The 24,883-nt window shown below is 59.0% G+C and carries 29 protein-coding genes and 1 pseudogene; 15 read left to right on the top strand and 15 right to left on the bottom strand.

Translation table 11 applies throughout. The annotated features are described in order from the left end of the window. Nucleotides 1-37: 37 nt before the first annotated feature. Nucleotides 38-1,207, bottom strand: a complete 1,170-nt coding sequence (locus KVH01_RS04180; RefSeq protein WP_217880542.1) for an aspartate aminotransferase family protein — start codon at nt 1,205-1,207, stop codon at nt 38-40. A gap of 100 nt (nt 1,208-1,307) precedes the next feature. Here KVH01_RS04180 and KVH01_RS04175 point away from each other — a divergent pair, with 100 nt between their 5' ends. Beyond that, entirely contained in the window at nt 1,308-2,213 is a 906-nt protein-coding gene (locus KVH01_RS04175) for a LysR family transcriptional regulator (RefSeq protein WP_217880541.1), read from the top strand. Here KVH01_RS04175 and KVH01_RS04170 read toward each other — a convergent pair. Next, a complete protein-coding gene (locus KVH01_RS04170) occupies nt 2,210-2,833 on the bottom strand; it encodes an HAD family hydrolase (RefSeq protein ID WP_217880540.1) in 624 nt (207 codons plus the stop codon). The two genes, KVH01_RS04175 and KVH01_RS04170, sit on opposite strands and share 4 nt — an antisense overlap. Before the next feature lie 226 nt (nt 2,834-3,059). Further along, entirely contained in the window at nt 3,060-4,253 is a 1,194-nt protein-coding gene (gene fabV, locus KVH01_RS04165; protein WP_217880539.1) for an enoyl-ACP reductase FabV, read from the bottom strand. Between the two features lie 276 nt (nt 4,254-4,529). Between fabV and KVH01_RS04160 the strand changes: the two genes are divergently transcribed. The 4 genes from KVH01_RS04160 to KVH01_RS04145 all read left to right on the top strand — a co-directional run bounded on the left by KVH01_RS04160 (nt 4,530) and on the right by KVH01_RS04145 (nt 7,703). Continuing rightward, nucleotides 4,530-5,354, top strand: coding sequence for an aspartyl/asparaginyl beta-hydroxylase domain-containing protein (locus KVH01_RS04160; protein ID WP_217880538.1), 825 nt, complete (start codon nt 4,530-4,532; stop codon nt 5,352-5,354). A gap of 148 nt (nt 5,355-5,502) precedes the next feature. Beyond that, entirely contained in the window at nt 5,503-6,876 is a 1,374-nt protein-coding gene (gene ppnN, locus KVH01_RS04155; protein WP_043047468.1) for a nucleotide 5'-monophosphate nucleosidase PpnN, read from the top strand. Between the two features lie 177 nt (nt 6,877-7,053). Beyond that, entirely contained in the window at nt 7,054-7,311 is a 258-nt protein-coding gene (locus tag KVH01_RS04150) for an AbrB/MazE/SpoVT family DNA-binding domain-containing protein (RefSeq protein ID WP_057013363.1), read from the top strand. Continuing rightward, nucleotides 7,308-7,703: a PIN domain-containing protein gene (locus KVH01_RS04145; RefSeq protein ID WP_217880537.1), complete on the top strand. Its 396-nt coding sequence runs from the start codon at nt 7,308-7,310 to the stop codon at nt 7,701-7,703. The genes KVH01_RS04150 and KVH01_RS04145 overlap by 4 nt, the downstream gene beginning before the upstream one ends. 129 nt (nt 7,704-7,832) lie before the next feature. On the opposite strand, the gene KVH01_RS04140 is transcribed toward KVH01_RS04145, so the two are convergent. After that, on the bottom strand, nt 7,833-8,162 hold the full coding sequence (locus KVH01_RS04140; RefSeq protein WP_124411790.1) for a YXWGXW repeat-containing protein: 330 nt from the start codon (nt 8,160-8,162) through the stop codon (nt 7,833-7,835). 130 nt (nt 8,163-8,292) lie between these two features. Continuing rightward, nucleotides 8,293-9,192: a DMT family transporter gene (locus KVH01_RS04135; RefSeq protein ID WP_217880536.1), complete on the bottom strand. Its 900-nt coding sequence runs from the start codon at nt 9,190-9,192 to the stop codon at nt 8,293-8,295. Nucleotides 9,193-9,290: 98 nt separating this feature from the next. Here KVH01_RS04135 and KVH01_RS04130 point away from each other — a divergent pair, with 98 nt between their 5' ends. Next, the gene (locus KVH01_RS04130; RefSeq protein WP_217880535.1) at nt 9,291-10,127 is read left to right on the top strand and encodes a LysR substrate-binding domain-containing protein; all 837 of its coding nucleotides are present in this window, start codon (nt 9,291-9,293) and stop codon (nt 10,125-10,127) included. A 63-nt stretch (nt 10,128-10,190) separates the two neighbouring features. Here KVH01_RS04130 and mqo read toward each other — a convergent pair whose 3' ends face one another. Continuing rightward, a complete protein-coding gene (mqo, locus tag KVH01_RS04125) occupies nt 10,191-11,837 on the bottom strand; it encodes a malate dehydrogenase (quinone) (RefSeq protein ID WP_217880534.1) in 1,647 nt (548 codons plus the stop codon). Nucleotides 11,838-12,318: 481 nt separating this feature from the next. Here mqo and KVH01_RS04120 point away from each other — a divergent pair, with 481 nt between their 5' ends. Continuing rightward, on the top strand, nt 12,319-13,506 hold the full coding sequence (locus KVH01_RS04120; RefSeq protein ID WP_217880533.1) for an MFS transporter: 1,188 nt from the start codon (nt 12,319-12,321) through the stop codon (nt 13,504-13,506). Nucleotides 13,507-13,653: 147 nt separating this feature from the next. Here KVH01_RS04120 and KVH01_RS04115 read toward each other — a convergent pair whose 3' ends face one another. Further along, nucleotides 13,654-13,872 (bottom strand): hypothetical protein, encoded by a 219-nt coding sequence (locus tag KVH01_RS04115; RefSeq protein ID WP_217880532.1) that lies wholly within the window; start codon nt 13,870-13,872, stop codon nt 13,654-13,656. A 145-nt stretch (nt 13,873-14,017) separates the two neighbouring features. After that, nucleotides 14,018-14,383 carry a DUF6124 family protein gene (locus KVH01_RS04110; protein ID WP_217880531.1) on the bottom strand — a complete coding sequence of 122 codons (366 nt, stop codon included), beginning with the start codon at nt 14,381-14,383 and terminating at the stop codon, nt 14,018-14,020. 424 nt (nt 14,384-14,807) lie between these two features. Between KVH01_RS04110 and KVH01_RS04105 the strand changes: the two genes are divergently transcribed. The 3 genes and pseudogenes from KVH01_RS04105 to KVH01_RS29700 form a co-directional block, all read left to right on the top strand. Next, nucleotides 14,808-15,254: a thiol-disulfide oxidoreductase DCC family protein gene (locus tag KVH01_RS04105; protein WP_019820672.1), complete on the top strand. Its 447-nt coding sequence runs from the start codon at nt 14,808-14,810 to the stop codon at nt 15,252-15,254. A gap of 178 nt (nt 15,255-15,432) precedes the next feature. Further along, nucleotides 15,433-15,675 carry a CopG family ribbon-helix-helix protein gene (locus KVH01_RS04100; RefSeq protein ID WP_019820674.1) on the top strand — a complete coding sequence of 81 codons (243 nt, stop codon included), beginning with the start codon at nt 15,433-15,435 and terminating at the stop codon, nt 15,673-15,675. Continuing rightward, a pseudogene (locus KVH01_RS29700) lies at nt 15,665-15,760 on the top strand (type II toxin-antitoxin system RelE/ParE family toxin); the annotation flags it as partial. The gene KVH01_RS04100 and the pseudogene KVH01_RS29700, both read left to right, overlap by 11 nt. Nucleotides 15,761-15,902: 142 nt before the next feature. Here KVH01_RS29700 and KVH01_RS04095 read toward each other — a convergent pair. Both KVH01_RS04095 and KVH01_RS04090 read right to left on the bottom strand, forming a co-directional pair. Next, nucleotides 15,903-16,211, bottom strand: coding sequence for a BrnA antitoxin family protein (locus tag KVH01_RS04095; RefSeq protein WP_217880530.1), 309 nt, complete (start codon nt 16,209-16,211; stop codon nt 15,903-15,905). Further along, entirely contained in the window at nt 16,189-16,464 is a 276-nt protein-coding gene (locus tag KVH01_RS04090; protein WP_225924010.1) for a BrnT family toxin, read from the bottom strand. The genes KVH01_RS04095 and KVH01_RS04090 overlap by 23 nt, the downstream gene beginning before the upstream one ends. A gap of 175 nt (nt 16,465-16,639) precedes the next feature. Between KVH01_RS04090 and dusA the strand changes: the two genes are divergently transcribed. Beyond that, nucleotides 16,640-17,626, top strand: a complete 987-nt coding sequence (gene dusA, locus KVH01_RS04085; RefSeq protein WP_217880529.1) for a tRNA dihydrouridine(20/20a) synthase DusA — start codon at nt 16,640-16,642, stop codon at nt 17,624-17,626. 331 nt (nt 17,627-17,957) lie between these two features. After that, on the top strand, nt 17,958-18,884 hold the full coding sequence (gene tal, locus KVH01_RS04080; RefSeq protein ID WP_043047477.1) for a transaldolase: 927 nt from the start codon (nt 17,958-17,960) through the stop codon (nt 18,882-18,884). A 200-nt stretch (nt 18,885-19,084) separates the two neighbouring features. On the opposite strand, the gene rssC is transcribed toward tal, so the two are convergent. Continuing rightward, on the bottom strand, nt 19,085-19,567 hold the full coding sequence (gene rssC / locus KVH01_RS04075; RefSeq protein ID WP_010212025.1) for an anti-sigma factor antagonist RssC: 483 nt from the start codon (nt 19,565-19,567) through the stop codon (nt 19,085-19,087). After that, nucleotides 19,567-20,748, bottom strand: coding sequence for a two-component system response regulator RssB (rssB, locus tag KVH01_RS04070; RefSeq protein ID WP_005786210.1), 1,182 nt, complete (start codon nt 20,746-20,748; stop codon nt 19,567-19,569). Before rssB ends, rssC begins: the two co-directional genes overlap by 1 nt. A gap of 276 nt (nt 20,749-21,024) precedes the next feature. On the opposite strand from rssB, the gene KVH01_RS04065 reads away from it, so the two are divergent. Continuing rightward, on the top strand, nt 21,025-21,321 hold the full coding sequence (locus tag KVH01_RS04065) for a PilZ domain-containing protein (protein ID WP_043047478.1): 297 nt from the start codon (nt 21,025-21,027) through the stop codon (nt 21,319-21,321). A gap of 62 nt (nt 21,322-21,383) precedes the next feature. Here KVH01_RS04065 and KVH01_RS04060 read toward each other — a convergent pair whose 3' ends face one another. Further along, nucleotides 21,384-22,073 carry an MlaA family lipoprotein gene (locus tag KVH01_RS04060; RefSeq protein ID WP_043047479.1) on the bottom strand — a complete coding sequence of 230 codons (690 nt, stop codon included), beginning with the start codon at nt 22,071-22,073 and terminating at the stop codon, nt 21,384-21,386. A 196-nt stretch (nt 22,074-22,269) separates the two neighbouring features. Here KVH01_RS04060 and KVH01_RS04055 point away from each other — a divergent pair, with 196 nt between their 5' ends. Together KVH01_RS04055 and KVH01_RS04050 are read left to right on the top strand one after the other, a co-directional pair. Next, entirely contained in the window at nt 22,270-22,878 is a 609-nt protein-coding gene (locus KVH01_RS04055; RefSeq protein ID WP_217880528.1) for an HAD family phosphatase, read from the top strand. Between the two features lie 111 nt (nt 22,879-22,989). Beyond that, nucleotides 22,990-23,256, top strand: a complete 267-nt coding sequence (locus tag KVH01_RS04050; protein ID WP_043047481.1) for a DUF4404 family protein — start codon at nt 22,990-22,992, stop codon at nt 23,254-23,256. A 153-nt stretch (nt 23,257-23,409) separates the two neighbouring features. Here the strand turns inward: KVH01_RS04050 and queF are convergent, their stop codons facing one another. Both queF and copI read right to left on the bottom strand, forming a co-directional pair. Next, nucleotides 23,410-24,240, bottom strand: coding sequence for an NADPH-dependent 7-cyano-7-deazaguanine reductase QueF (gene queF / locus KVH01_RS04045; RefSeq protein ID WP_217880527.1), 831 nt, complete (start codon nt 24,238-24,240; stop codon nt 23,410-23,412). Between the two features lie 66 nt (nt 24,241-24,306). After that, nucleotides 24,307-24,828 carry a copper-resistant cuproprotein CopI gene (copI, locus tag KVH01_RS04040; RefSeq protein WP_217880526.1) on the bottom strand — a complete coding sequence of 174 codons (522 nt, stop codon included), beginning with the start codon at nt 24,826-24,828 and terminating at the stop codon, nt 24,307-24,309. Nucleotides 24,829-24,883 lie beyond the last annotated feature (55 nt).

Below are 24,883 nucleotides of genomic sequence, written 5' to 3'. Positions count from 1 at the left end.
GGAGGGAGCAAGCCCCCTCCCACACTTTGATCATATTTCAACCCAATAAGCGGGTGATGGCCCGCACAATCATTTCTGCCTCATGGCGCTGCAAAGTCAGCGGCGGCAACAGGCGAATGATCTTGCCCCGCGTGACGTTGATCAACAGCCCATGCTCCTGGGCCGCGCGCTGGGCCAGGTCGCGATAAGGGCTGGCCAGTTCAATGCCGATCATCAAGCCCTTGCCGCGAATCGCCCGTACCTGCGGGTGCTCGTCCAATTCCATATGCAACCGCGCCAGCAGGTATTCACCCTGGTGTGTCGCGTTCTGTAGCAAACCTTGCTGTTCAATAATCTCCAGGACGGTACAGCCCACGCGGCAGGCCAGTGGGTTGCCGCCAAAGGTGCTGCCATGACTACCAGGCGTGAACAACTCGGCCACGGCGGCCCGGGCCAGGCAAGCACCGATGGGCACGCCATTGCCGAGGCCTTTGGCCAGGGTCATCACATCCGGCACGATGCCTTCGTGCTGGAAGGCAAACCAGATGCCGGTACGCCCGATGCCGGTCTGGATTTCGTCGAGCATCATCAACCAGCCGTGGCGCGTGCAGTGGTCGCGCAGGGCTTTGAGGTAACCGGGTGGGGCCACCAGCACGCCACTTTCGCCCTGGATCGGTTCCAGCAGCACCGCGGCGATGCGTGTGCCGTATTGCCTGGTGATCACCTCCAAGGCGGCCATATCGCCAAAGCCAACCTTGATGAAGTCCCCGGGCAGGCGCTGGAACCCCAGGCGCACCGACGGCCCGTCGCTGGCGGCCATGGTGCCGAGCGTCCGGCCGTGAAAGGCATTCTCCATCACCACCACAAGCGGCTGTTCAATGTCTTTTTTCCAGCCATGCAAGCGCGCCAGTTTCAGCGCCGTCTCGTTGGCCTCGGCGCCGGAGTTGTTGAAAAACGCACGGTCCAGCTCGGACAGTTGGGCCAGGCGAAGGGCAAGCCGCTGTTGCCAGTCGATGCTGTAGAGGTTGGACGTGTGCAGCAGCAGGCCGGCCTGTTCACTGATGGCCGCTACCAGCCTGGGGTGGGAATGACCGACATTGGTCACTGCCACGCCGGCAACTGCATCCAGGTATTCGCGGCCCTGCTGATCCCACAGGCGCGTGCCCAGGCCACGACTGAAGCTCAGGGCCAAGGGTTGATAGGTGCTCATCAGGCAGGCGGCGGTCATGGGGGGCTCCAGTGCATCGTTGAGGTGGTTTCAGTATCGTTAACCACCTGGGATGGATAAACTCTGAATGCCTGCAATGACTTTAAACCAGGAGTTGATAATGGACCTGTTCCAGGCAATGTCGGTGTACGTGAAAGTCGTCGAGACCGGCAGCATGACCGCCGCCGCCCACGAATGCGGGATGTCGACCACCATGGTGGGCAACCATTTGCGTGCCCTGGAGCAACGGCTGGGCGTCAGCCTGCTCAAACGCACTACCCGTAAACAGGACCTTACGGAATTTGGCGCGCAGTATTATCAGCGCTGCCTGGAAGTGCTGGGGCTGGTGGCCGACTCCGAGCTAATGGCCGAACAGATCCACAGCGAAACCCCCAAAGGCAGCCTGCGTATCACTGCACCGCCCGTGTTCGGCACCGAACGCCTGGTGCCGGCCTTGAGCGAGTTTTCCCAGCGCTACCCGCTTATTGACCTGTACGTGGTGCTGAGCAATGAGCGGATGGACCTCGTAGACAGCGGCTTCGACGTGGCGATCCGCCTGGGTGAACTGGCAACATCCAGCTTGATCGCCAGGCCCATGCAGCCCTACACCCTGACCCTGTGCGCATCACCTGCGTACCTGGCGCGACGGGGTACGCCGCAGACCCCAGATGATCTGCAGCAGCACGATTGCCTGGCGTTCGCTTACCCCGCGAATGATAACTGGCGCGATACCGATAAACTCTGGCGCATGACCGGGGATGAAGGCCAGGTGGAAGTCCCGGTTGGCGGTTCATTGACCATCAACAGCTCGCAAGGCTTGCGCCAGGCGGCCATCAACGGCATGGGCGTCATCATGCTGGCCGATGCCCTGGTGCAACCGGACCTGGAGAGCGGCAAGCTGGTGGCCTTGCTGACCACCTATAAACTACCCAGCCGCCCCATGCACCTGCTGTATCGCCAGGACCGCTATCGCCTGCCCAAGCTGCGGGCGTTCGTCGACTTCGCCATGGAGAAGTGGGCGCCCTAGAAGGCCACGCCCAACTCGCGCAAACGCGCAGCGGTACGATCGGCCGACACATGGTGGATACCCTGCCAGCCCAAGGCGACAGCCGCGTCGATATTGCCTTCGACATCATCGATAAACACCACTTCACCCGGCTGGATATCCGGCAGGTGGGCACGAACCTGCGCAAGACTGGCGTGGTAGATCGCCGGATCAGGCTTGATCAACTTCAATTCGCCGGACACGACGATGTTGCGAAAACGCTGTAGGAACGGGTAATTGGCCCGGGCATAAGGGAAAGTTTCAGCCGACCAGTTGGTGAGGCCGAACAACGGCACATTAGCTTGGTGCAACGCCTCGAGCATCGCTACGCCTTCGGGCAACTCACCGCGCAGCATCTCGTGCCAGCGTTCGTAATAAGCCTGGATCAAGGTGTGGTGATCGGGGTGTTGGTCAATCAGGGTGCGGGTGGCTTCAGCCAGGGTACGACCGGCATCTTGCTCGGTGTTCCAGGCCTGGGTGCAGATGTTGTCGAGGAACCACTGCCGCTCTGCGTCATCGGCAATCAGCTTGCGGTACAGGTGCTGCGGGCTCCAGTCGAACAGGACACCGCCGAAATCAAAAACTACTGCACGAATCGTCATCAGATCCTCCGTTAGCGTGACTTGATAGCCGCAGGAGTCTGGCAGATTGAGGGCGGTCGTGGGAACGCAATGGCAGGTAGGACGGTTCCCAAAAAGAATGCGTAACACAAATCAAATGTGGGAGGGGGCTTGCTCCCGATAGCGGTGCACCAGTCCCTATTTTCAGTGACTGACACACAGCTATCGGGAGCAAGCCCCCTCCCACATTTTAGATCTGCATCAGACCTTAGGCTTGGACCAGGCCGTTGATTTTGACGGTCGGGTTCACGTCCGCGTCGTAATCCACGCCGTCGACTTCAAAGCCGAACAAGCGCAGGAACTCAGCCTTGTAACCGGTAAAATCGCTGATCTCGTTGACGTTGTCGTCGGTAACCTGATTCCACAGCGCGGCTACGGCGTCCTGAACCTTGGGTTCCAGCTCAGCCAGGTCGGCGCGCAGGCGGCCATCGGCGTCGAGCTTAGGCTCTTTACCGTACAGGCTGTCCTTGAACAGGCCGTAGACCTGCTCGATGCAACCTTCATGGGTGCCCTGCTCTTTCATCACCTTGAACAGCAGCGACAGGTACAGCGGCATAATCGGGATCGCCGAGCTGGCCTGGGTGACCACGGCCTTGAGCACCGACACGCGGGCATCGCCCTTGAGCGCTGCAAGGTTTTCGCGCAGGGTCAGGACTTTCTTGTCCAGGTCTTTCTTGGCTTCGCCGATGGAACCGTTCCAGTAGATGTCCTGGGTCAGCTTCTCGCCGAGGTAGGTAAACGCAGTGGTCTTGGCGCCTTCGGCCAGTACGTCGGCGTCACGCAGGGCGTCGATCCACAGCTGCCAGTCTTCGCCACCCATGACCTTCACGGTGCCGTCGATTTCTTCCTGGGTTGCAGGCTCAAGGGTGGTGTCGACCACTACGCCCTTGTCGGTGTTGATACCGCGCAGGGTCACGGCCTTGCCGATTGGCTTGAGGGTGGAGTTGTGCACCACGCCTTGCGGGTCGGTACGGCGTGGCGCGGCCAGGCTGTAGACCACCAGGTCGATCTTGCCCAGGTCTTTCTTGATGGTGTCGATGGTCAGGCGCTTGATCTCATCGGAGAACGCGTCGCCGTTGATGCTCTTGGCGTACAGGCCTTTTTCCACGGCAAACTTCTCGAACGCCGCGCTGTTGTACCAGCCGGCAGAGCTCAGTTTGCCTTCTTCGCCTTCTTTCTCAAAAAACACGCCCAGGGTGTCGGCGCCGCAGCCAAACGCGGCGCTGATGCGCGCGGCCAGGCCGTAACCGGTGGAAGCGCCAAGCACCAGCACTTTCTTCGGGCCGCCTTCGATGACGCCATTCTTGGTTACGTAGTCGATCTGCTCTTTGACGTTCGCTTCACAGCCAACAGGGTGAGCGGTCACACAGATAAAGCCACGAACCCGCGGTTTGATGATCATAAAAATTTCTGCCTCTTCCAAGGTGCCGAAGGCCAATGGTGGCCATTCAACTTCAATCGTACCGGTCTATGACGTCCAAAAAACCGAAGCGTCACGATAGTCGCAAATCTTCTGTTCTCAAAATTCAATCCAAAAACCCTCGAAGGGGGCGTGGCAACGCTTACAAATTGTGCAAGGGCTTCACAATTTCGCCCTATTTAATAACCCCTGGCGGCTCCTCAAAGCCTTATCATGACGATATTGTTTCATTATGTTTCAAAGTTGGAGCCGTTTTTCATGAGCAAAAGTGCTGTCGGCAAAAAGCTGGTGTCCCTGGCCTGGGTACTCGGCGTTCTGTTGTTGATCGACTGTTTCCCGCGTACCTGCCTGGTATTCCTGCTGCTGGTGGTGCTGTGCGGTATTTATGATTTCCTGCGCAACGGCCTCTATGACCGCGCCACCCTCAAGAAATACTTCATCGGCAACGGCCGCAATACCTGGGTGCTCGCCCCCTTCAACACCCTGCTTGACCTGCTGAGCAGCCGCAACCGCCATGTCTACACGATGCACGACCTGCCCCCCGCCTGGCGCGAAGATCTGCAACAGGCGATCGACGACGCCATGGCCCGCAAGGATGAAATCATCGGCTACCTGGACGAGCGCATGGCCGAGAAGAAACGCGGCATGTTGTTTTTCCAGTGGTACGGCCGCCCGATCGAGACCACCCTGGATATTCCGCAACTGCGCAAGAAATTGCCCTTCGTGAAGACCATCGGTGTCTCGGTGTTCAACGAGAACCGGTCCACCTCCTTTCATTTCGGCCCCCTGCGCATGATGTTCCGCGTGCTCTACAACATGGCGCCGGCGCCGCATCACGAGGGCGTGTATATCCAGGTGGGCAAGCACAAGCACTACTGGCACGACGACCCGCTGTTTATCTTCGACGACACCTTGATGCACGCATCCTTCAACAAGAACGACGCCAAACGCTACTGCCTGTTCATCGACATTGTGCGGCCGACCCCGCTGCCCGCGGTGCTCAACGCCGTGATCGCGGGCTTTGCCGGCCTGGTCTTTACCCTGCGTCGGGTTTTCTACAAAAACTGGAAGCTGATTGAGTGAGTTCTGCGGCATGATGGTGCTGGACGATGTTTGCGCTTGGCCTCTGGCCTGAGGTAAATAACTGTCTCGTGCGACCGTAAACGGCGCCCACCATTCTCAGGCCATCGCAACTCAGTGGGTGCGGTGGCTATGCTTTCAAGGAATCAGAATGCCCCAACGTCAAGTCATCAACGCCTCCGTCAGCCCCAAGGGCAGCCTCGAAACCCTGTCACAACGTGAAGTCCAGCAACTGAGTGAAGCCGGCAGCGGCAGCATCTACACCCTGTTCCGCCAGTGCGCCCTGGCCATTCTCAACACCGGCGCCCACATCGATAACGCCAAGACCATCCTCGACGCCTACAAAGACTTTGAAGTGCGTATTCACCAGCAGGACCGCGGCGTGCGCCTGGAACTGCTCAACGCCCCGGCCGATGCCTTTGTCGATGGCGAGATGATCGCCAGCACCCGCGAGATGCTGTTCAGCGCCTTGCGTGACATCGTCTACACCGAGAACGAGCTGGACAGCCAGCGCATCGACCTGAGCAACTCCCAGGGCATCACCGACTACGTGTTCCACCTGCTGCGCAACGCCCGCACGCTGCGCCCGGGTGTGGAGCCGAAGATCGTGGTGTGCTGGGGCGGGCACTCGATCAACACCGAAGAATACAAATACACCAAGAAAGTCGGGCACGAACTGGGCCTGCGCAGCCTTGACGTATGCACCGGCTGCGGCCCCGGCGTGATGAAAGGCCCGATGAAGGGCGCGACCATTTCCCACGCCAAACAACGCATCACCAATGGCCGCTACCTGGGCTTGACCGAGCCGGGCATCATCGCTGCCGAAGCGCCGAACCCCATCGTCAATGAGCTGGTGATCCTGCCGGACATCGAAAAACGCCTGGAAGCCTTCGTACGCGTCGGCCACGGCATCATCATCTTCCCGGGCGGCGCCGGCACCGCCGAAGAGTTCCTGTACCTGCTGGGCATCCTGATGCACCCGGACAACCGCGACCTGCCGTTTCCGGTGGTCCTCACCGGGCCGAAACACGCCGCACCCTACCTGGAGCAGCTGCATGCGTTCGTTGGCGCCACCCTGGGCGAAGCGGCGCAGCAGCACTACCAGATCATCATCGACGACCCGGCCGAAGTGGCGCGCCAGATGACCGTCGGCCTCAAGGCCGTGAAGCAATTCCGCCGCGAGCGTAACGACGCGTTTCACTTCAACTGGCTGCTGAAGATCGACGAAGGCTTCCAGCGCCCATTCGACCCCACCCACGAAAACATGGCCAGCCTGCAGCTGAACCACAGCCTGCCCCCCCACGAACTGGCGGCCAACCTGCGGCGGGCGTTTTCGGGGATCGTGGCGGGTAACGTCAAGGACAAGGGCATTCGCCTGATCGAGGAGAACGGCCCGTATGAGATCCACGGCGACCCGGCGATCATGAAACCGCTGGATGAGCTATTGAAGGCATTCGTGGCCCAGCACCGCATGAAACTGCCGGGCGGCGCGGCGTATGTGCCGTGCTATCGCGTGGTGCAGTGAGGTAGCGGCGGTCGGACATAGTTTGTATTTGTTTGAGGCGTGATCAAGGGTGTGAGGAGCAAGCGTTCGGACTAGGGTTTTTATGAGTGCGACTCTTCCCCACACCTCTGAGAACAACCTATGGACCAACGGATATTGTCCTCCATCATTCCTTACCCTAAGGTAAGGAGCATCACGATGGAGATCTTTACTATGGCGACCGCCACGCTGACCTCGAAAGGTCAAATCACCATTCCTGTCCAAGTCAGGACAGCCCTGGGCCTGGAAACAGGCGATCGGGTTGAATTCGTAGAAACGGAGGATGGAAAGTTTTCCATCATAGCCGCGAGCAAAACGGTGCACGACCTCAAGGGCTTGATCCGCAAGCCAGTCAAGGCTGTGTCCATCGACGAGATGAACCAGGCTATCGCCGCGCAGGGGGCCAAAGCCCGATGATTGGCCTGGATACCAATGTGCTGGTGCGCTACGTCACCCAGGATGATCCGATTCAATCAGCCAAGGCGTCCGAACTGATCGAATCATTGACCACTGCTTCGCCGGGCTTTATCAGCCTGGTGTCAGTCGTCGAATTGGTATGGGTGCTGCAGAGCTGCTACCAGTCGGCCAAGAGTGATGTAGTGACGGTGCTGGAAACCCTGCTGCGCACCCGTGAGTTGACCGTAGAACATGCCGAGGTGATCTGGCAGGCGCTACGCAGGTTTGTGGCGAACAAGGGTGACTTCGCCGACTGCCTGATCGAACGCTGCGCCCATGCGGCCGGCTGCGAGTACACCGCCACCTTCGACCTCAATGCGGTCAAGGCAGCGGGCATGAAACGGATCGGCTAGGCCCTCTTTTTGTAGGAGCGAGCTTGCTCACGAAAAACGCCAACGATTACGCGAGCCATTCAGGGAGCACGCGGTGCCTGTGATTTTTTCGCGAGCAAGCTCGCTCCTACAACGAAAGAGAGTGTTGGGTCAGCGAACCCAGCCCCCGATCTGCCAGTGGTAGCCATCGTTACGCTGCACCCAATGCGGATGCACATAGCGATAACCCTCGCGCACCGGCTCCCAGTGGCCGTGCACCGCGACGTATCGCCCGCCTTGCCAGCGCCAGTAACCACGAGACCAGATATAACCTTCGCGTACCGGAGGCTCGACTTCGATCACCTGTACGGGCGGCGGTTGCGGCGCGACAACCTCTACATACTCTCGTTGCACCGGCCTGCGCTCATGCACAACGCGCTCCTGCACACACCCGGATGCCGCGACGACCATGGCGGCCAATGCTGCATAACGTAGCAACATACAAAACCCTCGGGCGCGTACGCCCAATACCTGCACTGGTAAAAGTCCCCCCTTGTTTCAGCCGCGCTCCTGCTTAGGCATGGGTACTTTTTAACAGGTGGTGTCTGTCAGCTTGCTGAACCCGCCAGCCTCAGGAAGTACAGGCGACAGTCGGTCGCTTCAGACGTACCAACACCAACCCGGCCACGACCACAGCTATGCCCGCGTAGGTCGGTGCATGGATCACGTCGCCAAACATCAACGCCGCCCACACCAACGTCACCGGCGGCTCCAGGTACACCAGCGTCGCCACATGGGTGGCAGTCATCACCCGCAGCAGCATCCACAGACTCAAATAGGCGATGAAGGTGGAGAACAGGGTCAACCAGACAATCGAGATCAGTACGTTGGTGTCATGGGGAATACTCAAGGTGTCGGTGTAGATCACGGCCGCAGTAAAACCGATCAGGGTCAACAGCGACTGGATAAACAGCGGCAACACCAACCCGCTGTCCTGGGTCTGCACCGAGCGACGCTCGTACAAGGTCGCCAGTGTCAGCCCCAGTGCCGATACCAGGGGCAACAGGTACATGACCAGCCCGACATCCTCCCCGCCGCCACCGTACTGCCCGGCAATTACAATCGACACACCGACAAAGCCGATCACCAACCCCACCCATTGCCAGCCGCCACTGCGCTCGGACGCCATTCCCGTCGACAATGCCGCCGTCATCAATGGCTGCAATGCCGCAATAATTGCCGCGATCCCGGGGGGCAGGCCGTTCTGGATGGCGACGTAGACGCAGCTCAAATAGAGAAACTGCGACAGGAACCCGACAACCGCGTAATGACGGAGTTGCTGCCAGGTCACCTCCAGCAACCGCCGGTTCAGGAACAGCGCCAGGCACAGCGAGACCAGCAGGAAACGCCAGAACAGCAGATTGAACGCTCCACCACCCTGGGTGCCGAGCTTGGCGCCGATAAAGCCTGAACTCCACGACAAAACGAAAACCGCCTGCAACAACAGCAACCCCAAGGTAGATCGCTTCATATCGCCTCCCATCGCTGTGATTTGACTCAAAGGCTAAAGGCTGCACATGCTTGCGTATATTTGAATTACGCGAACTACAAATCCAAAAAAACCGAATCATGACTAAACAACTGAATATCGAGCTGCTGCGCACCTTTCACGCCGTAGCGCGCTTTCGGCGCTTCAACGAAGCCGCTGAGCATGTGCACCGCAGCGCGTCCACCGTCACCACGCAGGTCCAGAAGCTGGAGGACCAGGTCGGGCAGCGTCTGTTCAGCCGCAGTAACCAGGGCGTGGAATTGACCCTGTACGGCCAGAAACTGCTGGGCGAAACCACCGAGTTTCTCAAGAGCCATGACCGCCTGCTGATTTCGCTGATGCCCCAGCGCATGCAGGGCAAGATCCGCCTGGGGGTGCCGGATACCTATGCGCCCGCCTTCATCCAGGAATTTTTACCGCGACTGATCGCTGACAACCCCCTGCTGGAACTGGAGATCGAAGCGCGCACCAGCGGTGAGTTACTGGACTTATTCACGGCCAACCAACTGGACCTGGCGATCACCGTCAGCGCGCACCCACTTGCACAAGGTGAACGCCTGGGGGCCGTGCAGCCGCTGTGGGTAGCGACCAAAGGCTTCAACACGCCGCCGAACGCGCCATTACCCGTCACTGTACCCATCACTGGCTGCCCCTATCGCGCCGCAGCGCTGCAGTCGTTGAAGGATTATGGGATCTACCACCGGCTACTGCTGGAAAGCCCCAACTCATCGGCGGTCGAAGCCTGTGTACGCAGTGGCGTGGCGGTTGGCTTGATGGAGCAAAGCCGCATGGGCGAGGGGCTGATCCACATGTCAGAACTGCCACCTCTACCCGCGCAGCATCTGTACCTGATGTGCGATACCAGCAATGCGCTGGCGCTGCATGTGCATGAGCAAATCCGCCACTTCAAGGTCTGAACTGCGCCCACAAAAAAGCCCGCTGACCGTCACCGGTTCAGCGGGCTTTTTCGTGGGTGTTGCTTACAGCGCCAGGTCAGACGCCGGCTTGCTCGGCTCAGCCGCAGGCTTGGCAGCCTCGGTAGCCTGTGGAGCAGCCAGTTGCGGGATCGCAGGTGGCGGGGTCAGTTGCAGGACACCGGCGGTGTAGGCCCATTCCTTGGCAACCGCTTCAGGGCTGTCGTTAAGCTTGGTGCCGTAGCTTGGCACGATCTGGTGCAGTTTTTCCTGCCAGGCCGGGCTTGCTACCTTGTCCTTGAAGACTTTCTGCAGCACGGTCAGCATGATCGGAGCCGCGGTGGACGCGCCTGGCGATGCGCCCAGCAGGCCGGCAATGGAGTTGTCGGCAGAGCTGACCACTTCGGTACCGAGTTTCAGCACGCCGCCCTGCTCTTCGTCACGCTTGATGATCTGCACGCGCTGGCCGGCTTGCCACAGGCGCCAGTCGGATTGCTTGGCGTTCGGGAAGTACTCTTGCAGCGCCTTGAAGCGGTCGTCATCCGACAGCATCAGTTGGCCGGCGAGGTACTCGACCAGTGGGTATTCACGAATACCGACTTTGGTCATGGGCCAGATGTTGTGGGTGGTGGTGCTGGTCAGCAGGTCCAGATACGAGCCTTCTTTCAGGAACTTGGTCGAGAAGGTTGCGAATGGGCCAAACAGGATCACACGCTTGCCATCCAGCACGCGGGTGTCCAGGTGCGGCACCGACATCGGTGGCGAACCTACCGAGGCTTTACCGTAGGCCTTGGCCAGATGCTGCTCGGCAATGGTTGGGTTTTCGGTCACGAGGAACGAACCACCGACCGGGAAGCCAGCGTATTCCTTGGCTTCAGGAATGCCCGACTTCTGCAGCAGGTGCAGGGCACCGCCGCCGGCGCCGATGAACACGAATTTGGCGTCGGTTTCAGTCTTGGTGCCGTCTTTGAGGTTTTTGTAGCTCACACGCCATGAACCGTCGTCGTTGCGGGTGATGTCCTGCACTTCGCTCGACAGCTTCAAGTCAAACTTCGGCGTGGTTTGCAGGTGAGCGACGAACTGGCGGGTGATCTCGCCGAAGTTCACGTCGGTACCGATCGGGCTCCAGGTGGCCGCGATCTTCTGCTTCGGATCACGCCCTTCCATCATCAGCGGAACCCACTTGGCGATCTGCGCCGGGTCTTCGGAGTACTGCATGCCGGCGAACAGCGGGCTCGCTTGCAGGGCTTCGTAGCGCTTCTTCAGGAACTTGATGTTGTCATCGCCCCACACAAAGCTCATGTGCGGTGTGGAGTTGATGAACGAACGCGGGTTCTTCAACACGCCCTGCTGAACCTGCCAGGACCAGAACTGACGGGAGATCTGGAACGCTTCGTTGATCTCGACCGCTTTCGGGATCTCAACGTTGCCGTTCTTGTCTTCCGGGGTGTAGTTCAGCTCAGCCAAAGCAGAGTGACCGGTACCGGCGTTGTTCCAGCCGTTGGAGCTTTCTTCGGCCACGCCATCGAGGCGCTCGACCATCTCCATCGACCAATCCGGTTCCAGCTCATTGAGCCAGACACCCAGGGTCGCACTCATGATGCCGCCGCCGATCAGCAGCACATCGACTTTCTTTGCCTCTTCCGCTTGCGCGGACGTGATCCCCATCGACAAAGCCAGCCCCAGCAGGGCAGTGTTTACTTTTTTAAACATCAGTAGCACCTATGATAAAACGCCATCCGCCCTACCGCCCCCTGTCATGAGTAACCCTCGTTCACGCTACGTCAGGCAACGTACCGCGGGGTCTGCACATTCACATGAAGGCTGCAGGGTGGGCACACAAGGCCGATGGATCGACCTCACTGTTATGTCCCTTCTGCGCTGACTTCTTATCATTATTGGCTCAGCTACCTGGGCGACAGCCAACCGCTGGGACGTATACGGGTGTACGCACCAGGGAAAGCCTAGACCAAGACGGCGCGCAGAATATCACGCTAAACAGCGTTTATGCGCCGTTTGGCCAATTGACAGACCCAAATCGCGGCTTTTAATGCGCGCCTGTCAAGCCTGACAGGCGCGACCTGCGGTCACAGGCCTGGAACTCTGGCGCAAATGGCGGTTCTAGACACCTTCGCCGTTGCCTGCGTAGCATCGGCGGTTGTCCTTCGTGCACACCTTCCACATAGAGTTACCCATGACTACCCAGCACCCCCCCGGGCACGTATTGCCCGCGCGCAGCGCCGCGAAAATGGAAGCGGCCATGGCCGTAGGCGCCTTCGCGATCGGCACCGGCGAATTCGCCATCATGGGCCTGATGCCCGACATCGCCCAAAACCTGGGTTTAAGCGAGCCCCAGGTCGGCCACGCCATCAGCGCCTACGCCCTCGGCGTGATGGTCGGCGCCCCACTGCTGGCCATCCTCGGCGCCAAGCTGCTGCGCAAACACATGCTGCTGTTGCTGATGGGCCTGTACGCCCTGGGCAACTTCGCCACCGCCTTCACCCCCACCTTCGGCTCGCTGGTGGCCTTCCGCTTTATCAGCGGCCTGCCCCACGGCGCCTACTTCGGCATAGCCGCCGTGGTCGCCTCCAGCATGGTGCCCACCGACAAACGCGCCGGCGCCGTGGCCCGCGTGATGATGGGCCTGACCCTGGCCATGCTGCTGGGCAACCCCATCGCCACCTTCCTCGGCCAACACCTGGGCTGGCGATCGGCGTTCGCCCTGGTCAGCGTGATCGCCCTGCTCACCATCGCCCTGGTCTGGCAATTCGTGCCCCACCGCCACGACGAACAACGCAGCGACCCGCGCAAGGAACTGCGCGCCTTCACCAAACCCCAGGTATGGATGGCCCTGTCCATCGGCGCAATTGGCTTTGCCGGGATGTTCTGCGTATTCAGCTACCTGGCGCCGACCATGCTGGAAGTGACCAAAGTCTCGCCACAATGGATCCCGTTTGGCCTCGCCGCATTCGGCGTCGGCGGGATTATCGGCAACATTGCCGGTGGCAAGCTGTTTGATCGCATGCAATTTCGGGCCGTGGGCTTGATATTGGTGTGGTCGATGGCCGTGCTGCTGTTCTTCCCCTTCGCTGCGTCTTCGCTGTGGGGCGTGCTGCTGAGCATGGGGTTGGTTGGCACTATGGTTGCGCTGGCAGCGCCGTTGCAGATCCGCCTGATGGACATCGCGCATGAAGCGCCAAGCTTGGCGGCCGCGTCGAACCATGCGGCGTTTAACTTGGCGAATGCGCTGGGGCCGTGGTTTGGCGGCATGGCCATTACTGCCGGCCTGGGCTGGACCAGCACCGGCTACATCGGCGCCGCAACAGCCCTGGTCGGCCTGGGCCTCTACTTGATAGCCCGGCGCATGAAAGGCGGCCACTAGGCTCTCTGTAGGAGCGAGCTTGCTCGCGAAAATCGCCAACGATAACGCGGGCATCCTGATTCACCACCGCGCCCTCAAGTTTTTCGCGAGCAAGCTCGCTCCTACACGTCATCACTCAAGCGGGCTGCACAGCAGCCCAGCGCGGCATCAATCATCACGCAACAACCCCGAACCATACTCCCCATAACTACTTCCCAACCCACTGCCACCAAAATTCATCTTCGCTGCTTTGCTGGGGCTATGGTCCCCAAATGCCTGGCATCCACCTGAAAAGCACGGGTCACTGCTCACGGCTGGTGAAGATGAACAAGCACTCAACAGCAACGTGCCGGCGATCATCACAACTTTGACGAGGTTCGAGATCATGGTTTCAACTCCCTATGGGCTGGAGGCGCTGGGGTCCTCTCTTGCAGGCAATCGTAGGCCTCAACGGCGCAGGGAATTATGAAACTTTGCGGGGGGACAGCATGAGTTCAGGTTGCCGCCTTGGGTGAGGCGGCAGGGTTGGTTATCAGGCTTTGACTGAGGCGGTTACAGGCGCAACCTGCTCCTGGGCTCGGTCAACCAGCAGCGAGCTCAACTCGATTAACTGCTGAATGCCTAGGGCGATGGCGCGCTGGGAGTCGTCGAGGTCGAACGCCAGGGTGGCGGCCATTTCGTTGGCGGATGCGAGGTTTTCGGCGGCGTTGGCCAGGAGGGTTTCGGGGTCGATGGTTGGGTTTACGAGGAATAGGTTGTTGCTTGGGCGTTCGGTGGGTGCAGCATCTTCGGATGGGGGCAAGTGATGGTTGATTGCGCGCTGGGCTGCGGCTTGAAGCTTGGGATCGGCGGACGATGTACCGTGATCAATAGAAGAATTTCGTGTGTTGTAGTGCATGGCGAAGCTCCAAATATTTACGGGAGTTAAAACGCCTTAGCAATGCGGACTTCCACCTCCGGCCACTGGTTTGCAGCGGCTTGAGGAGGTTAGCTAGGGGTGGTCTGAGGGGCAAGCCGAGAAATGTGTAGGAAATACCCTAAGGCGTATCAACGACTGGATCTAAAACTCCCGGCCAGCACCATTACCAACTTCGTCTGCGAGCTGCAAGATGCTTTAAACAACGTTGTATGCGCTCCAGAGTGGAGCAACGCCAACGACAGGGGGATGCCCTTGTGACGTTCCATGTCATATCCTGCCAAGCCTGAGCGAGAGATTTGTTGAACAGGCGTAGAGGCAACGAGAATTTAAAGATCGTTAAGTTATAAAAACGATCGCAAATGAAAGCCTCTAAAATGGTTTATCTTCAGATACGGCAGACCCGATGATCATCCAACCCCGATCTCCTGCCCCGCTCCTGCAACCAGGCGAAACAGCAGTACTTTTCGACGGCACCTGCAAGCTCTGCAACGGCTGGGCGCGGTTCATTATCCACTATGACCATGCACATCGAATTCAGCTTGCTGCGGTTCAATCGCCGGAAGGTCAAGCGCTATTAAAGTGGGCGGGGCTACCGCAGGACAAATTCAACACCATTGTTCTCATCTCGAATGACAAGGTGTCCGTGCGTTCCGAGGCGATGTTCGAGATCTTGGCACGCCTGAATGCCCCGTGGCGCTGGCTAACGGCTGCCCGCGTCGTCCCAGCGACCCTGCGAGATTGGATGTACGACAAAATCGCTATAAATCGCTATAGATTATTTGGGAAGTACGATTCCACCCGTCTTCCGGTGGCGGATTACGAAGGGCGGTTTTTGAAGGCGCGGAGATAAAGAGAGCAGGCAGCGAAAAACCACCTCGAATACCGGGATCAGACCACGACACCCGGCTATGAGTTGGCAGAGGAAAAGCAAACGATTCACTCCCAGACACACCTCGCGACGGCGTGCGGCTTCAACCCGACGCTTCACGGCGTAAGATGCCCAACATTCGTCCACCATTGAGGCCGCCATGACTGGGATATTCCTAAACCTGCCGGAAGACCTATCCAACTCTCTCTCCGACCTGGCCAAAACCAACGACCAGACAGCGAGCTACTTGGCGATGGACGTTCTCCGCGACTACATCGAGCATGAAAAAACGCTTACGGCTCAAATCGAGCGGGCAGTAAAGGAAGCAGATCAAGGCATATTCGCTACTGATGACCAGGTGGCGGCCATGCGCGCTATGCGCTGGAGCAGGAATGCGAGTTGAGGGGCTTGAAAAAGCACTCAAAAACCTGGAAGACGAAGCGAACTATATCGCTCTCGAAGATCCAAAAGCCGCTGACGACTTCTCGCTCTAACTCAAGAAATATTCCTATTGAAACAACGCCGAAAGGTAGCAAAAAACGGACAGATTTATTTATACGCTCGCTGACAAAAAGCTAATCACAAGACAGCAAAAAGCCGCGTCATCCGCGTCATCCGCGTCTTTTTGCCTTAGGCCTTCAGCTCTTCTGGCGTATGCGTCTTAAGCCAATCAGCCAAGGCGGCATTCATTCGCGTTTGCCAGCCCGGTCCGGAAGCCCTGAATCGCTCCAGCACGTCAGCATCAAAACGAACATTAACGTGCTCTTTAGTGGCTACCGACTTTGGCCGCCCGCGCTTGGGTTTGAGCATTTCCTTCGCCTGAGCTTTGCCAAACAATCCCACAAGCACCTCGCTGGCTGGCTTGGCCTTAGCAAAGTCTTCAGCCGACCATTCCGGGTTCGCTGTGTCGACCTTCTCAGGATTGGGTTTCTTGGTCATAATTTTTGACCTCCCGTTTGTTGGCTTTACGAAAGCTGATGACGTGAACCGCATCACCCCGTGGGGTGAACACTACGACATGCAGCCGATCCCCTATGTATCCCATCGCCCGATAACGACACTCACCGTAGTCAAAACGATCATCTTCCACGATCAAGGCCGTAGACCATTCAAAGTCCCGTACTAACGCAAATGGGAGTCCGCGTTCTTCAACTTTACGAGCGTCTTTGACTGGGTCGTAGGTAATCTGCATTTGATTATCGTAGCCACAATAAATCATCAACACAAGGTGCGCGTCGAAAGCCTACCGAGCGTGTACTCGGGTTACCACCGATGGGCTGACTGGCTAGGGCTTGAGAACCCGTCAAGTACCTGACAAGCATCCCTGATAAACTACGCCCCATTCGCCTCGCCAACTCAGATCCCCCATGCCCCTACAAACCGCCCCACTCTCCCGCCGCTTCTCCGTCGCCCCCATGATGGATTGGACCGACCGCCACTGCCGGTACTTCCTACGCCTGCTCTCCAAACACGCCCTGCTCTACACCGAGATGGTGACTACCGGCGCGATCCTCCACGGCGACCACGAGCGCTTCCTGCGCCACAATGAAGCCGAGCACCCGCTGGCGCTGCAATTGGGTGGCAGTGTCCCCGCGGATCTGGCCGCCTGTGCCCGTATGGCCGAGGCCGCCGGTTACGACGAAGTGAACCTGAACGTCGGTTGCCCCAGCGACCGGGTGCAGAACAACATGATCGGCGCGATCCTCATGGCTCACCCTGCCCTGGTGGCGGACTGTGTGAGGGCGATGCGCGATGCGGTGTCGATTCCGGTGACGGTGAAGCACCGTATCGGCATCAATGGCCGGGACAGTTATGCCGAGCTGTGTGATTTTGTCGGCACGGTGAAGGATGCCGGTTGCACCAGTTTTACCGTGCATGCGCGGATTGCGATTCTGGAGGGGTTATCGCCCAAGGAGAACCGGGACATTCCGCCGTTGCGTTATGACGTGGCGGCGCAGTTGAAGCGGGACTTTGCGGAGTTGGAGATTAATCTCAACGGTGGGATCAAGACGTTGGAGCAGTGCCAGGAGCATTTGCAGACGTTTGATGGGGTGATGCTGGGGCGTGAGGCTTATCACAATCCGTATCTGTTGGCGGAGGTGGATCAGCAGTTGTTTGGCAGTGAGGCGCCGGTGATTAGCCGGGCGCAGGCGTTGGCGCAGTTGCGGCCTTATATTGCTGAGCATTTGGCCAGTGGTGGGACGATGCATCACATTACCCGGCATGTGTTGGGGTTGGGTACTGGTTTCCCTGGAGCGCGCAGGTTCAGGCAGTTGTTGTCGGTGGATATTCATAAGGCGGCGGATCCGTTGGCATTGTTGGATCAGGCTGGGGAGTTGTTGGAAGGGCGTTGACTGGATAGCTGCTGGGCTTTTGTAGGAGCGAGCTTGCTCGCGAGAAACCCATGGGCGCCGCGTTTATTCAGGAAGCACGCGTTATCGTTGACGTTTTTCGCGAGTAAGCTCGCTCCTACAGTATTGGGTCAGGCCCAGTGGCGATGACCGTGTCATCGGGCAGTTGGGTTGAACCTGCCAGCGATTTTGCCCTCCTATTGAGCACCACTGCCGGTAATTCAAACGGCCGTTTCCAGGTTATTGCCCTCGCAAACGACCTAACGCATTTGCGCCCTTGAGCGCCTGCCAGCGCTCGGGTAATGTCATCAGACCCACAGGACAGAGCACGCCCATGACTTCCAAGCTGGAACAACTCAAGCAATTCACCACCGTCGTAGCCGATACCGGCGATTTTTCTACCCTCGCCAAGCTCAAGCCACAAGACGCGACCACCAACCCATCCCTGCTGCTCAAGGCTGCGTCGATCCCTGGCTATGCCAAGCTGCTGGATGAGTGTGTACAAGACTGCAACGGCGATGTGGGCCTGGCCAGTGACCGTTTTGCCGTGGCGGTCGGCCAGGAGATCCTTAAAGTAGTGCCGGGCCGTATTTCCACCGAGGTGGACGCCCGTTTGTCGTTCGACGAAGCCGCCATTCTCAAGCGTGCGCACCGTCTGATCGACCTGTACGACAAAGCAGGGGTTGGCCGTGATCGCGTGCTGATCAAGATCGCCTCCACCTGGGAAGGTATCCGCGCCGCCGAGAAGCTGGAAAAAGAAGGCATCCAGACCAACCTGACGCTGCTGTTCTCCTTCGCCCAGGCCGTGGCCTGCGCCGAAGCCGGTGTATTCCTGATTTCGCCGTTCGTGGGCCGTATCTACGATTGGTACAAGAAGGCCAACGGCAACGACTACACCGGTTCCGATGACCCAGGCGTGCAGTCGGTGACGCGCATCTACAACTACTACAAGGCCAATGGCTACAAGACTGTGGTGATGGGTGCGAGCTTCCGTAACCTGAGCCAGATTGAAGAGCTGGCCGGGTGTGACCGCCTGACCATCAGCCCCGACCTGCTGGAGAAGCTGGCGGCGGATGAGGGCAAGCTGGAGCGTAAGTTGTCGCCAGGCCATGCCGGTGAGGCACGGGTGCATATGACTGAAGCGCAGTTCCGTTGGGAGTCCAACGAGGATGCGATGGCCACTGAGAAGCTGGCCGAGGGCATTCGCCAGTTTGCTCGGGACCAAGAGAAGCTGGAGGCGTTGTTGTCGGCCAAGCTGTAAAGGCAGATAGCAGCAAAAAGGGCCGCACCTGTGAGGGTGCCGCCCTTTTTTATGCTGCCAATTTCAAGCCAGTCACAGATCAAATGTGGGAGGGGGCTTGCTCCCGATTGCGGACTGTCAGCTGGATATGTGCCGACTGTCACACCGCTATCGGGAGCAAGCCCCCTCCCACATTGGAATGTGTTTCGACAGGGAAGCCGTCAGTGACGCTCCAGGGCGTTGACCAGGTCGTGGAAGGCTTCGCGGTTGGACTCGTTGAGGCCCATGAGGATCTTGTGCGCTTCGAGCACCTTGACCCGTACGATTTCCTCGGACTGGTCTTGCGACGGCAGGTCGGTGAGGCATTCCGGGCAGGGGATCGGGCGGTCAACGATGTTGAACACCTGGTCGAATCCCATGGACTGCAACAGACGGGTGATGTCTTCGTGGGTGGTGACCACGGTCGGCAACAGGCCGACCTTCTGCCGCGACAGAATGGACAGCTTGGCCAACAGCCCAAGAGTGGTGCTATCGATGCTGCGGGTTTCAGTCAGATCGATCACGATCGCCGAGAAGTTCAGCGCTGTGAAGATCCGCTCAATCGTCGCATCCAGGGCCGAACACAAGGTCAGGCGCACTTCGCCGACAAACTTCAGGACGAAGGTCCCGTCTTGCTCGGCGAATTGGATTCTTCCGGTACTCATCAAAGATTCCTGCTCAACACCAATAGGGCGATATCATCCGGCATCTCCCCTAGCGTGGCCAATCCAAAAACCTGCCGCAGGCCATCCAGGCTGCCGCCCGCCGACTTGACCTTTTGGGGCAAGGCGGCTTCTTTCTCTTTGAGTGTAGGCTCTGGCAAAAGGTCCAGGATGCCGTCGGACATCAGCGTCAGGCTGAAGGTCGGCGGCAGTTCCAGGATGTGGTCTTCGTAGGTGGCTTCATTGAACAAGCCTACGGGCAGGCCACGCCCTTCCAGGTAGCGCACACTGTCAGGAGTGTACAAAACAGGCATCGGCAGGTGACCGCCAATACTGTAGGTCAAAAGACCGGTTTCTTCGTCGATAACGCCGCCGACCATCGTCACGTGCTTGCCCAGCTTGCAGCTGATCAGGCCCCGGTTGATGTGGCCCAGCACTTCGGAGGGGGTGAACTCCGGCAAGGTGCCATTGCGCTTGGACTCGAACAACAGCCGTGTGGTCATGAACTTCAACAACACGGTCACAAAAGCGGAGGACGCGCCATGGCCGGACACGTCGGCCAAGTAGAACGCCACGCGTCGCTCATCGACGCGGAAGTAGTCGACAAAATCACCAGACAGGTACAACGACGGGATGATCTGGTGGGCAAACTTGAACTCGTCGATGCTCCAGGGGCTCACCGGCAGCATGTTCATCTGCACCTGGCGACCGGCGTTCTGGTCTTCCTGAAGCAGGTTCAGGCTGGCTTCGAGCTCGCGGTTGGCGGTCTCGAGCTTTTCGCGGTAGCGCTGGTTTTCCAGGAGCAGGCGGGCACGGTCCAGGGCGCGGCGCACCGAGTGCTCCAGCACGGCCAGGTCTTCCAGGGGCTTGATCAGGTAATCGGCAGCGCCCAGGCGCAGGGCTTCGACGGCATCGTTCATGACCCCGGCACCGGACACGACAATCACCGGCGTCTGCGGGGCAAGCTCGGTCACCTGGCGAATCAGCTCCAGGCCGCCCATTTGGGGCATGCGCAGGTCGCAGATCACAAGGTCGGGCTTGTCGCGCTCGAATACCTGGAGACCCTGTTGGCCATTACTGGCCTGCAGGACGCTGAAGCCACTGTCTTCCAAGTAGGCCGCGAGGCTCGCGCGCACTACTTCGTCGTCATCGATTATCAGCAGCGTGGCACTGGTTTTTTGCATGTGGGCAAACGGCGCCAGAATTAGGTTGGCGTAGGCGGCTCGGCAATGGCCGGGCTCACGTACTGGATTCGCTTTCTAGCCTCTCTGTCCTACAAAGCATTGGGATTTGGCCCATGCACAACGGTAAAGCAGAGGTGCCCTTCTAAGGCGCAGACGGTACTCCCATCCGTGAGGGGTTTCAAGCTCATGCCGATGGTCGCCGGGCGTCTTTACACCGCAAATCACCGGGAGTTATAAGAACTGCCACAACCCCAACGTAAAGTAAGGACGGATGCTGTGAGCGAACACGAGCGCGACTACGCCGAAAAACGCGATTTCATCCGCATGCGGGTGGACGCCAATGTGTCTCTGATTCACGCCGGGCAGGAGATTGAAGGTGTATGCCTGGACCTTTCCAGCTCCGGCATGCAGGTGCAGGCGCCGCGCCAGTTTAACGTGGGCGACCTACTGACCGTGCGCATCGATTCAGAGCACGCAGCACTCAAGGGCCTGGAGGCAGACACTGAAGTCGTGTGGACTAAGGCTGCGGGCGATGAACAGCACTTGGGTCTCAGGATCTTGAAGATGCGCTGAAAAGCGCGCACAAAAAAGGCGACCGTTCGAAGGTCGCCTTTTTCATTTCAAAACGTCACGGCCTAGAAGTCGTCAACGACCTTGCCATCCTTGACCTTGAACTCACGGTTCTGCAGGTAGGCGTTACGAATGAAGGTGTACTTGTCGCCGCTGATCAGCTTCTCGCTGTCGAGCAGGCTGGCGCGCACGTCGACGACGTTCAGGCCGAAGGTGCTGTTACGCCAGCCGATGTCGTTCATGTAGCGGTAGGGTTGGGTGTAGCTGTCGACGTATTTGGATGGCGCATCACGCAAGGTGCTTGGGCCGAGCAACGGGATCATCACGTATGGACCGCTGCCGACGCCCCAGTAGCCGAGGGTCTGGCCGAAGTCTTCATCGCTGCGATGCAGCCCCATTTTGGTGCCGACGTCGATAAAGCCCAGCACGCCAAACGTGGTGTTGACCAGCAGGCGAGCCGTGTCGACGCCAGCATTGTAGGGCTTGAGCTGCAGCACATTGTTGGCCAGGTTGCCGACATCGCCGATGTTGCGGAAGAAATTGTGAACGCCGTCCTGCACAAACTGCGGGGTGACGAACTGATAGCCCTGGGCGATTGGCTTGAGGGCGTAGGTATCAACGGTGTCGTTGAAGGTGAAGATCGGGCGGTTGACGCTTTCCCATGGGTCATCTTCCGACGCGGCCTGTACGGCGAAAGGTGCCAACAGCACGGTGGCACACACCGACAGCTGAGCGAAGTAGTGGCTCCAGCGCATAGCTTTTGCTCCTTGAATGGTCTGTCATGGGCGCTATGCCCTGAATAAGGCCGTCAGTATATGACGGAAGTGTGTGTTTAGGCAGCTACAAGGATCCTGTCTTACGAAAAATGCACAAAATTCCTACAAACACCGTCAGTGTCATGGGCTTGTCACGCCACCCCGATAGTGTTGCTGCTATTTCAGGGACGTTCAGATGCCACACGCCGAGATTGCCCTCGCCACAGCCCCCTCGTTGACCGCCGTGTTATTTGGCCTGAGTGGCTGCCTGGTGGATTTTGGTTCCCTGGCGCGTACCGACTCGGCCTGCCCCGGCTCCGTGGCCACACCCGGCGCTTTGAAAAGCCTGCGCAGCCTGAAAGAACTAGGCGTGCCCTGCGCCTGGCTGGATGAACTGCCGCCCTCGGTCACCACGCCCCTGTCCGCCAGCCTGCCGGGCTGGGTCAAGGCCGCCTCGCCCTCCTCCATCCGCTGGCCCGCGCCCCACGCCTGCTGGCAAGCTTTGATGGAGCTGAATATCGAACGCCTGGAAGGCTGCGTATTGGTCAGCGGCGAGCCGCGCCTGCTGCAATCGGGCCTTAATGCCGGGTTGTGGACTGTGGGCCTGGCCTCCTGTGGTTCGCTCTGCGGCCTGTCACCCGAGCAATGGCAGGCACTCACCGCGCAACAACGCGAATACAAGCGCGGCAAGGCGACGGTGGCGCTCTATGGCCTGGGCGTGCACTCGGTGATCGACCATCTCGGCGAGCTCGGCAGTTGCCTGGCAGACATCAACCTGCGCCGGCTCAAAGGTGAGAAGCCCTGACGGAGATCATGCACGGTTGGCCCCAGTGGATTAATCTACAGGTCAGCCCGTAGACCTTTCGCGGCGTGCCGTGGTCTATGCCAGTGACTATCGATAAAAGGAAAGAACGTCATGCCTGATCGCAAAAAGCTGGAAGAACAGGTCGAGATCCTGCGCGGGCAGCTGGAACAGGAGCCACCGCTGTCACCGGAAAAACGTGAAGCGTTGGAGGAACTGATTGCCAAGTTCGAAGTGCAACTTGAATTGGAACCAGCCACCCAGACGCCGAGCATCTCCGACGATGTGAATCAGGCGGCCATAGAGTTCGACGCCGAGCACCCGGTCATTTCCGGGACCTTGCGCAATATCATGATCACCCTGGGCAATATCGGGATCTGACCCGACCCTAAGCCAAATAAAGAACCAAAATGTGGGAGGGGCGGTGCGACGATTCGACTTGCTCCCGATAGCAGAAGTTCAGACACAGATGCTGTGACTGACACGCCGCTATCGGGAGCAAGCCCCCTCCCACATTTAGTTTTGTGTGCAGGCTTACTGGCGCGCCAGGCGCACGTTCAGGAACTGCGTATTCTCAGTGCTGCGGTACGGGTTGATATCCAACCCGCCCCGGCGCACATAGCGCGCATACACGGTCAACTTCTCCGGCTTGAGCAAGCGCTGCAGGTCGAGAAAGATGCGTTCCACGCACTGTTCATGAAAGTCCGAGTGCTGGCGAAAACTCACGATATATTCCAGCAGGCTGGCGTGATCCAATGCCGCGCCACGGTACTCCACCACCACGCTGCCCCAATCCGGCTGGCTGGTCACCGGGCAGTTGGATTTGAGCAAGTGGCTGTGCACGCTCTCCTCCACCACACGCGAGTCATCGCAACGCAGCAGCTCCGGGCGCGGGTGTTCGTAGTTGCTGACGCTGATATCCAGGCCATCAATGCACGCACCCGGCAACGCCATCACGCCTTCGGCCTCGATGTCGGCCAGGCTGCGGATGCGCACGGTCACCGGCTTGCCGGCTGCAAAGCTGAGGTCGGTGCGCAGGGTGGCTTCCAGGCTTTGCGTATCGACAAAGGTGGTCTGGTTCAACGAGTTGAGGTACAGCTTGAACGACTTGGACTCGATGATGTTCGGCGAGTCAGCCGGGATGCTGAACTCACCGATGGCCACCACCGGTTTGCCCGACGGCAGCAACCAGGACAGTTCGAAGCAGTTCCAGAAATCCACGCCCTTGTACGGCAGGGTGTCGGCGCTCAGGCCCAGTTCGGCCCATTTGGCGGCGCGCGGAATCGGGAACAGCAACGAAGGCGTATAGGTAGAGATGTATTCACTGGACTTGCCCAGCGGCGAATGTTCGGCTGCGGGATGCATGGCGGAAACCTGGCTAAATAAACCGCGCCAGTCTACCAGCCTTTGCTCATGGCCTTAACAAACCCCTCACTCAACGGTCAGTTTGCCGACCATGCCCGCTTGATAATGCCCCGGCAGGTTGCAGGCGAACTCCAGGCCCGTGGCCTTGGTGAAGGTCCAGGTCAGCTCGGCGGTCTTGCCCGGCTCCACCAGCACGCTGTTGGGATCGTCGTGCTTCATGCCACCCATATCGCCGTGGCCCATGGCGCTGTGGTCCATCTTGCCCATGCCGGTGGCGGTGAGCATGCCGCTGGCTTGCATTTGCAGCATCTCCTTCTGGTGGGCGGCATGCATCGCTGCGTCGCCCAGGTTGAATTCGTGAAGCAGCTGGCCTTTGTTGACCAGCACGAAACGCACGGTTTCACCGGCCTTTACGTCCAGGGCCTTGGGCTCAAAGGCAATGTCCTGCAGCGTAACTTCCACAGTACGCGTGGCTTGATCCGCCGGTGCCGGCTGGCCGAACGCGTAGGTGTGGGCAGCGTCCGCCAGCGCATTGAAGCTCATCGCCAACAAGCAGCCCGCCAATAACAGGGGTGTGCGCAACGCCATCTTTCACTCTCCAAAAATAGGTGACCAGCTTGGGTCGCACTTTAAGATAGCCCCG

Origin of the sequence: Pseudomonas khavaziana (assembly GCF_019145205.1) — a bacterium.
GTDB classification, from domain to species: Bacteria; Pseudomonadota; Gammaproteobacteria; order Pseudomonadales; family Pseudomonadaceae; genus Aquipseudomonas; species Aquipseudomonas khavaziana.
The sequence above is the reverse complement of the archived record's forward strand: the minus strand, read 5'-3'. Positions and strand labels throughout refer to the sequence as shown.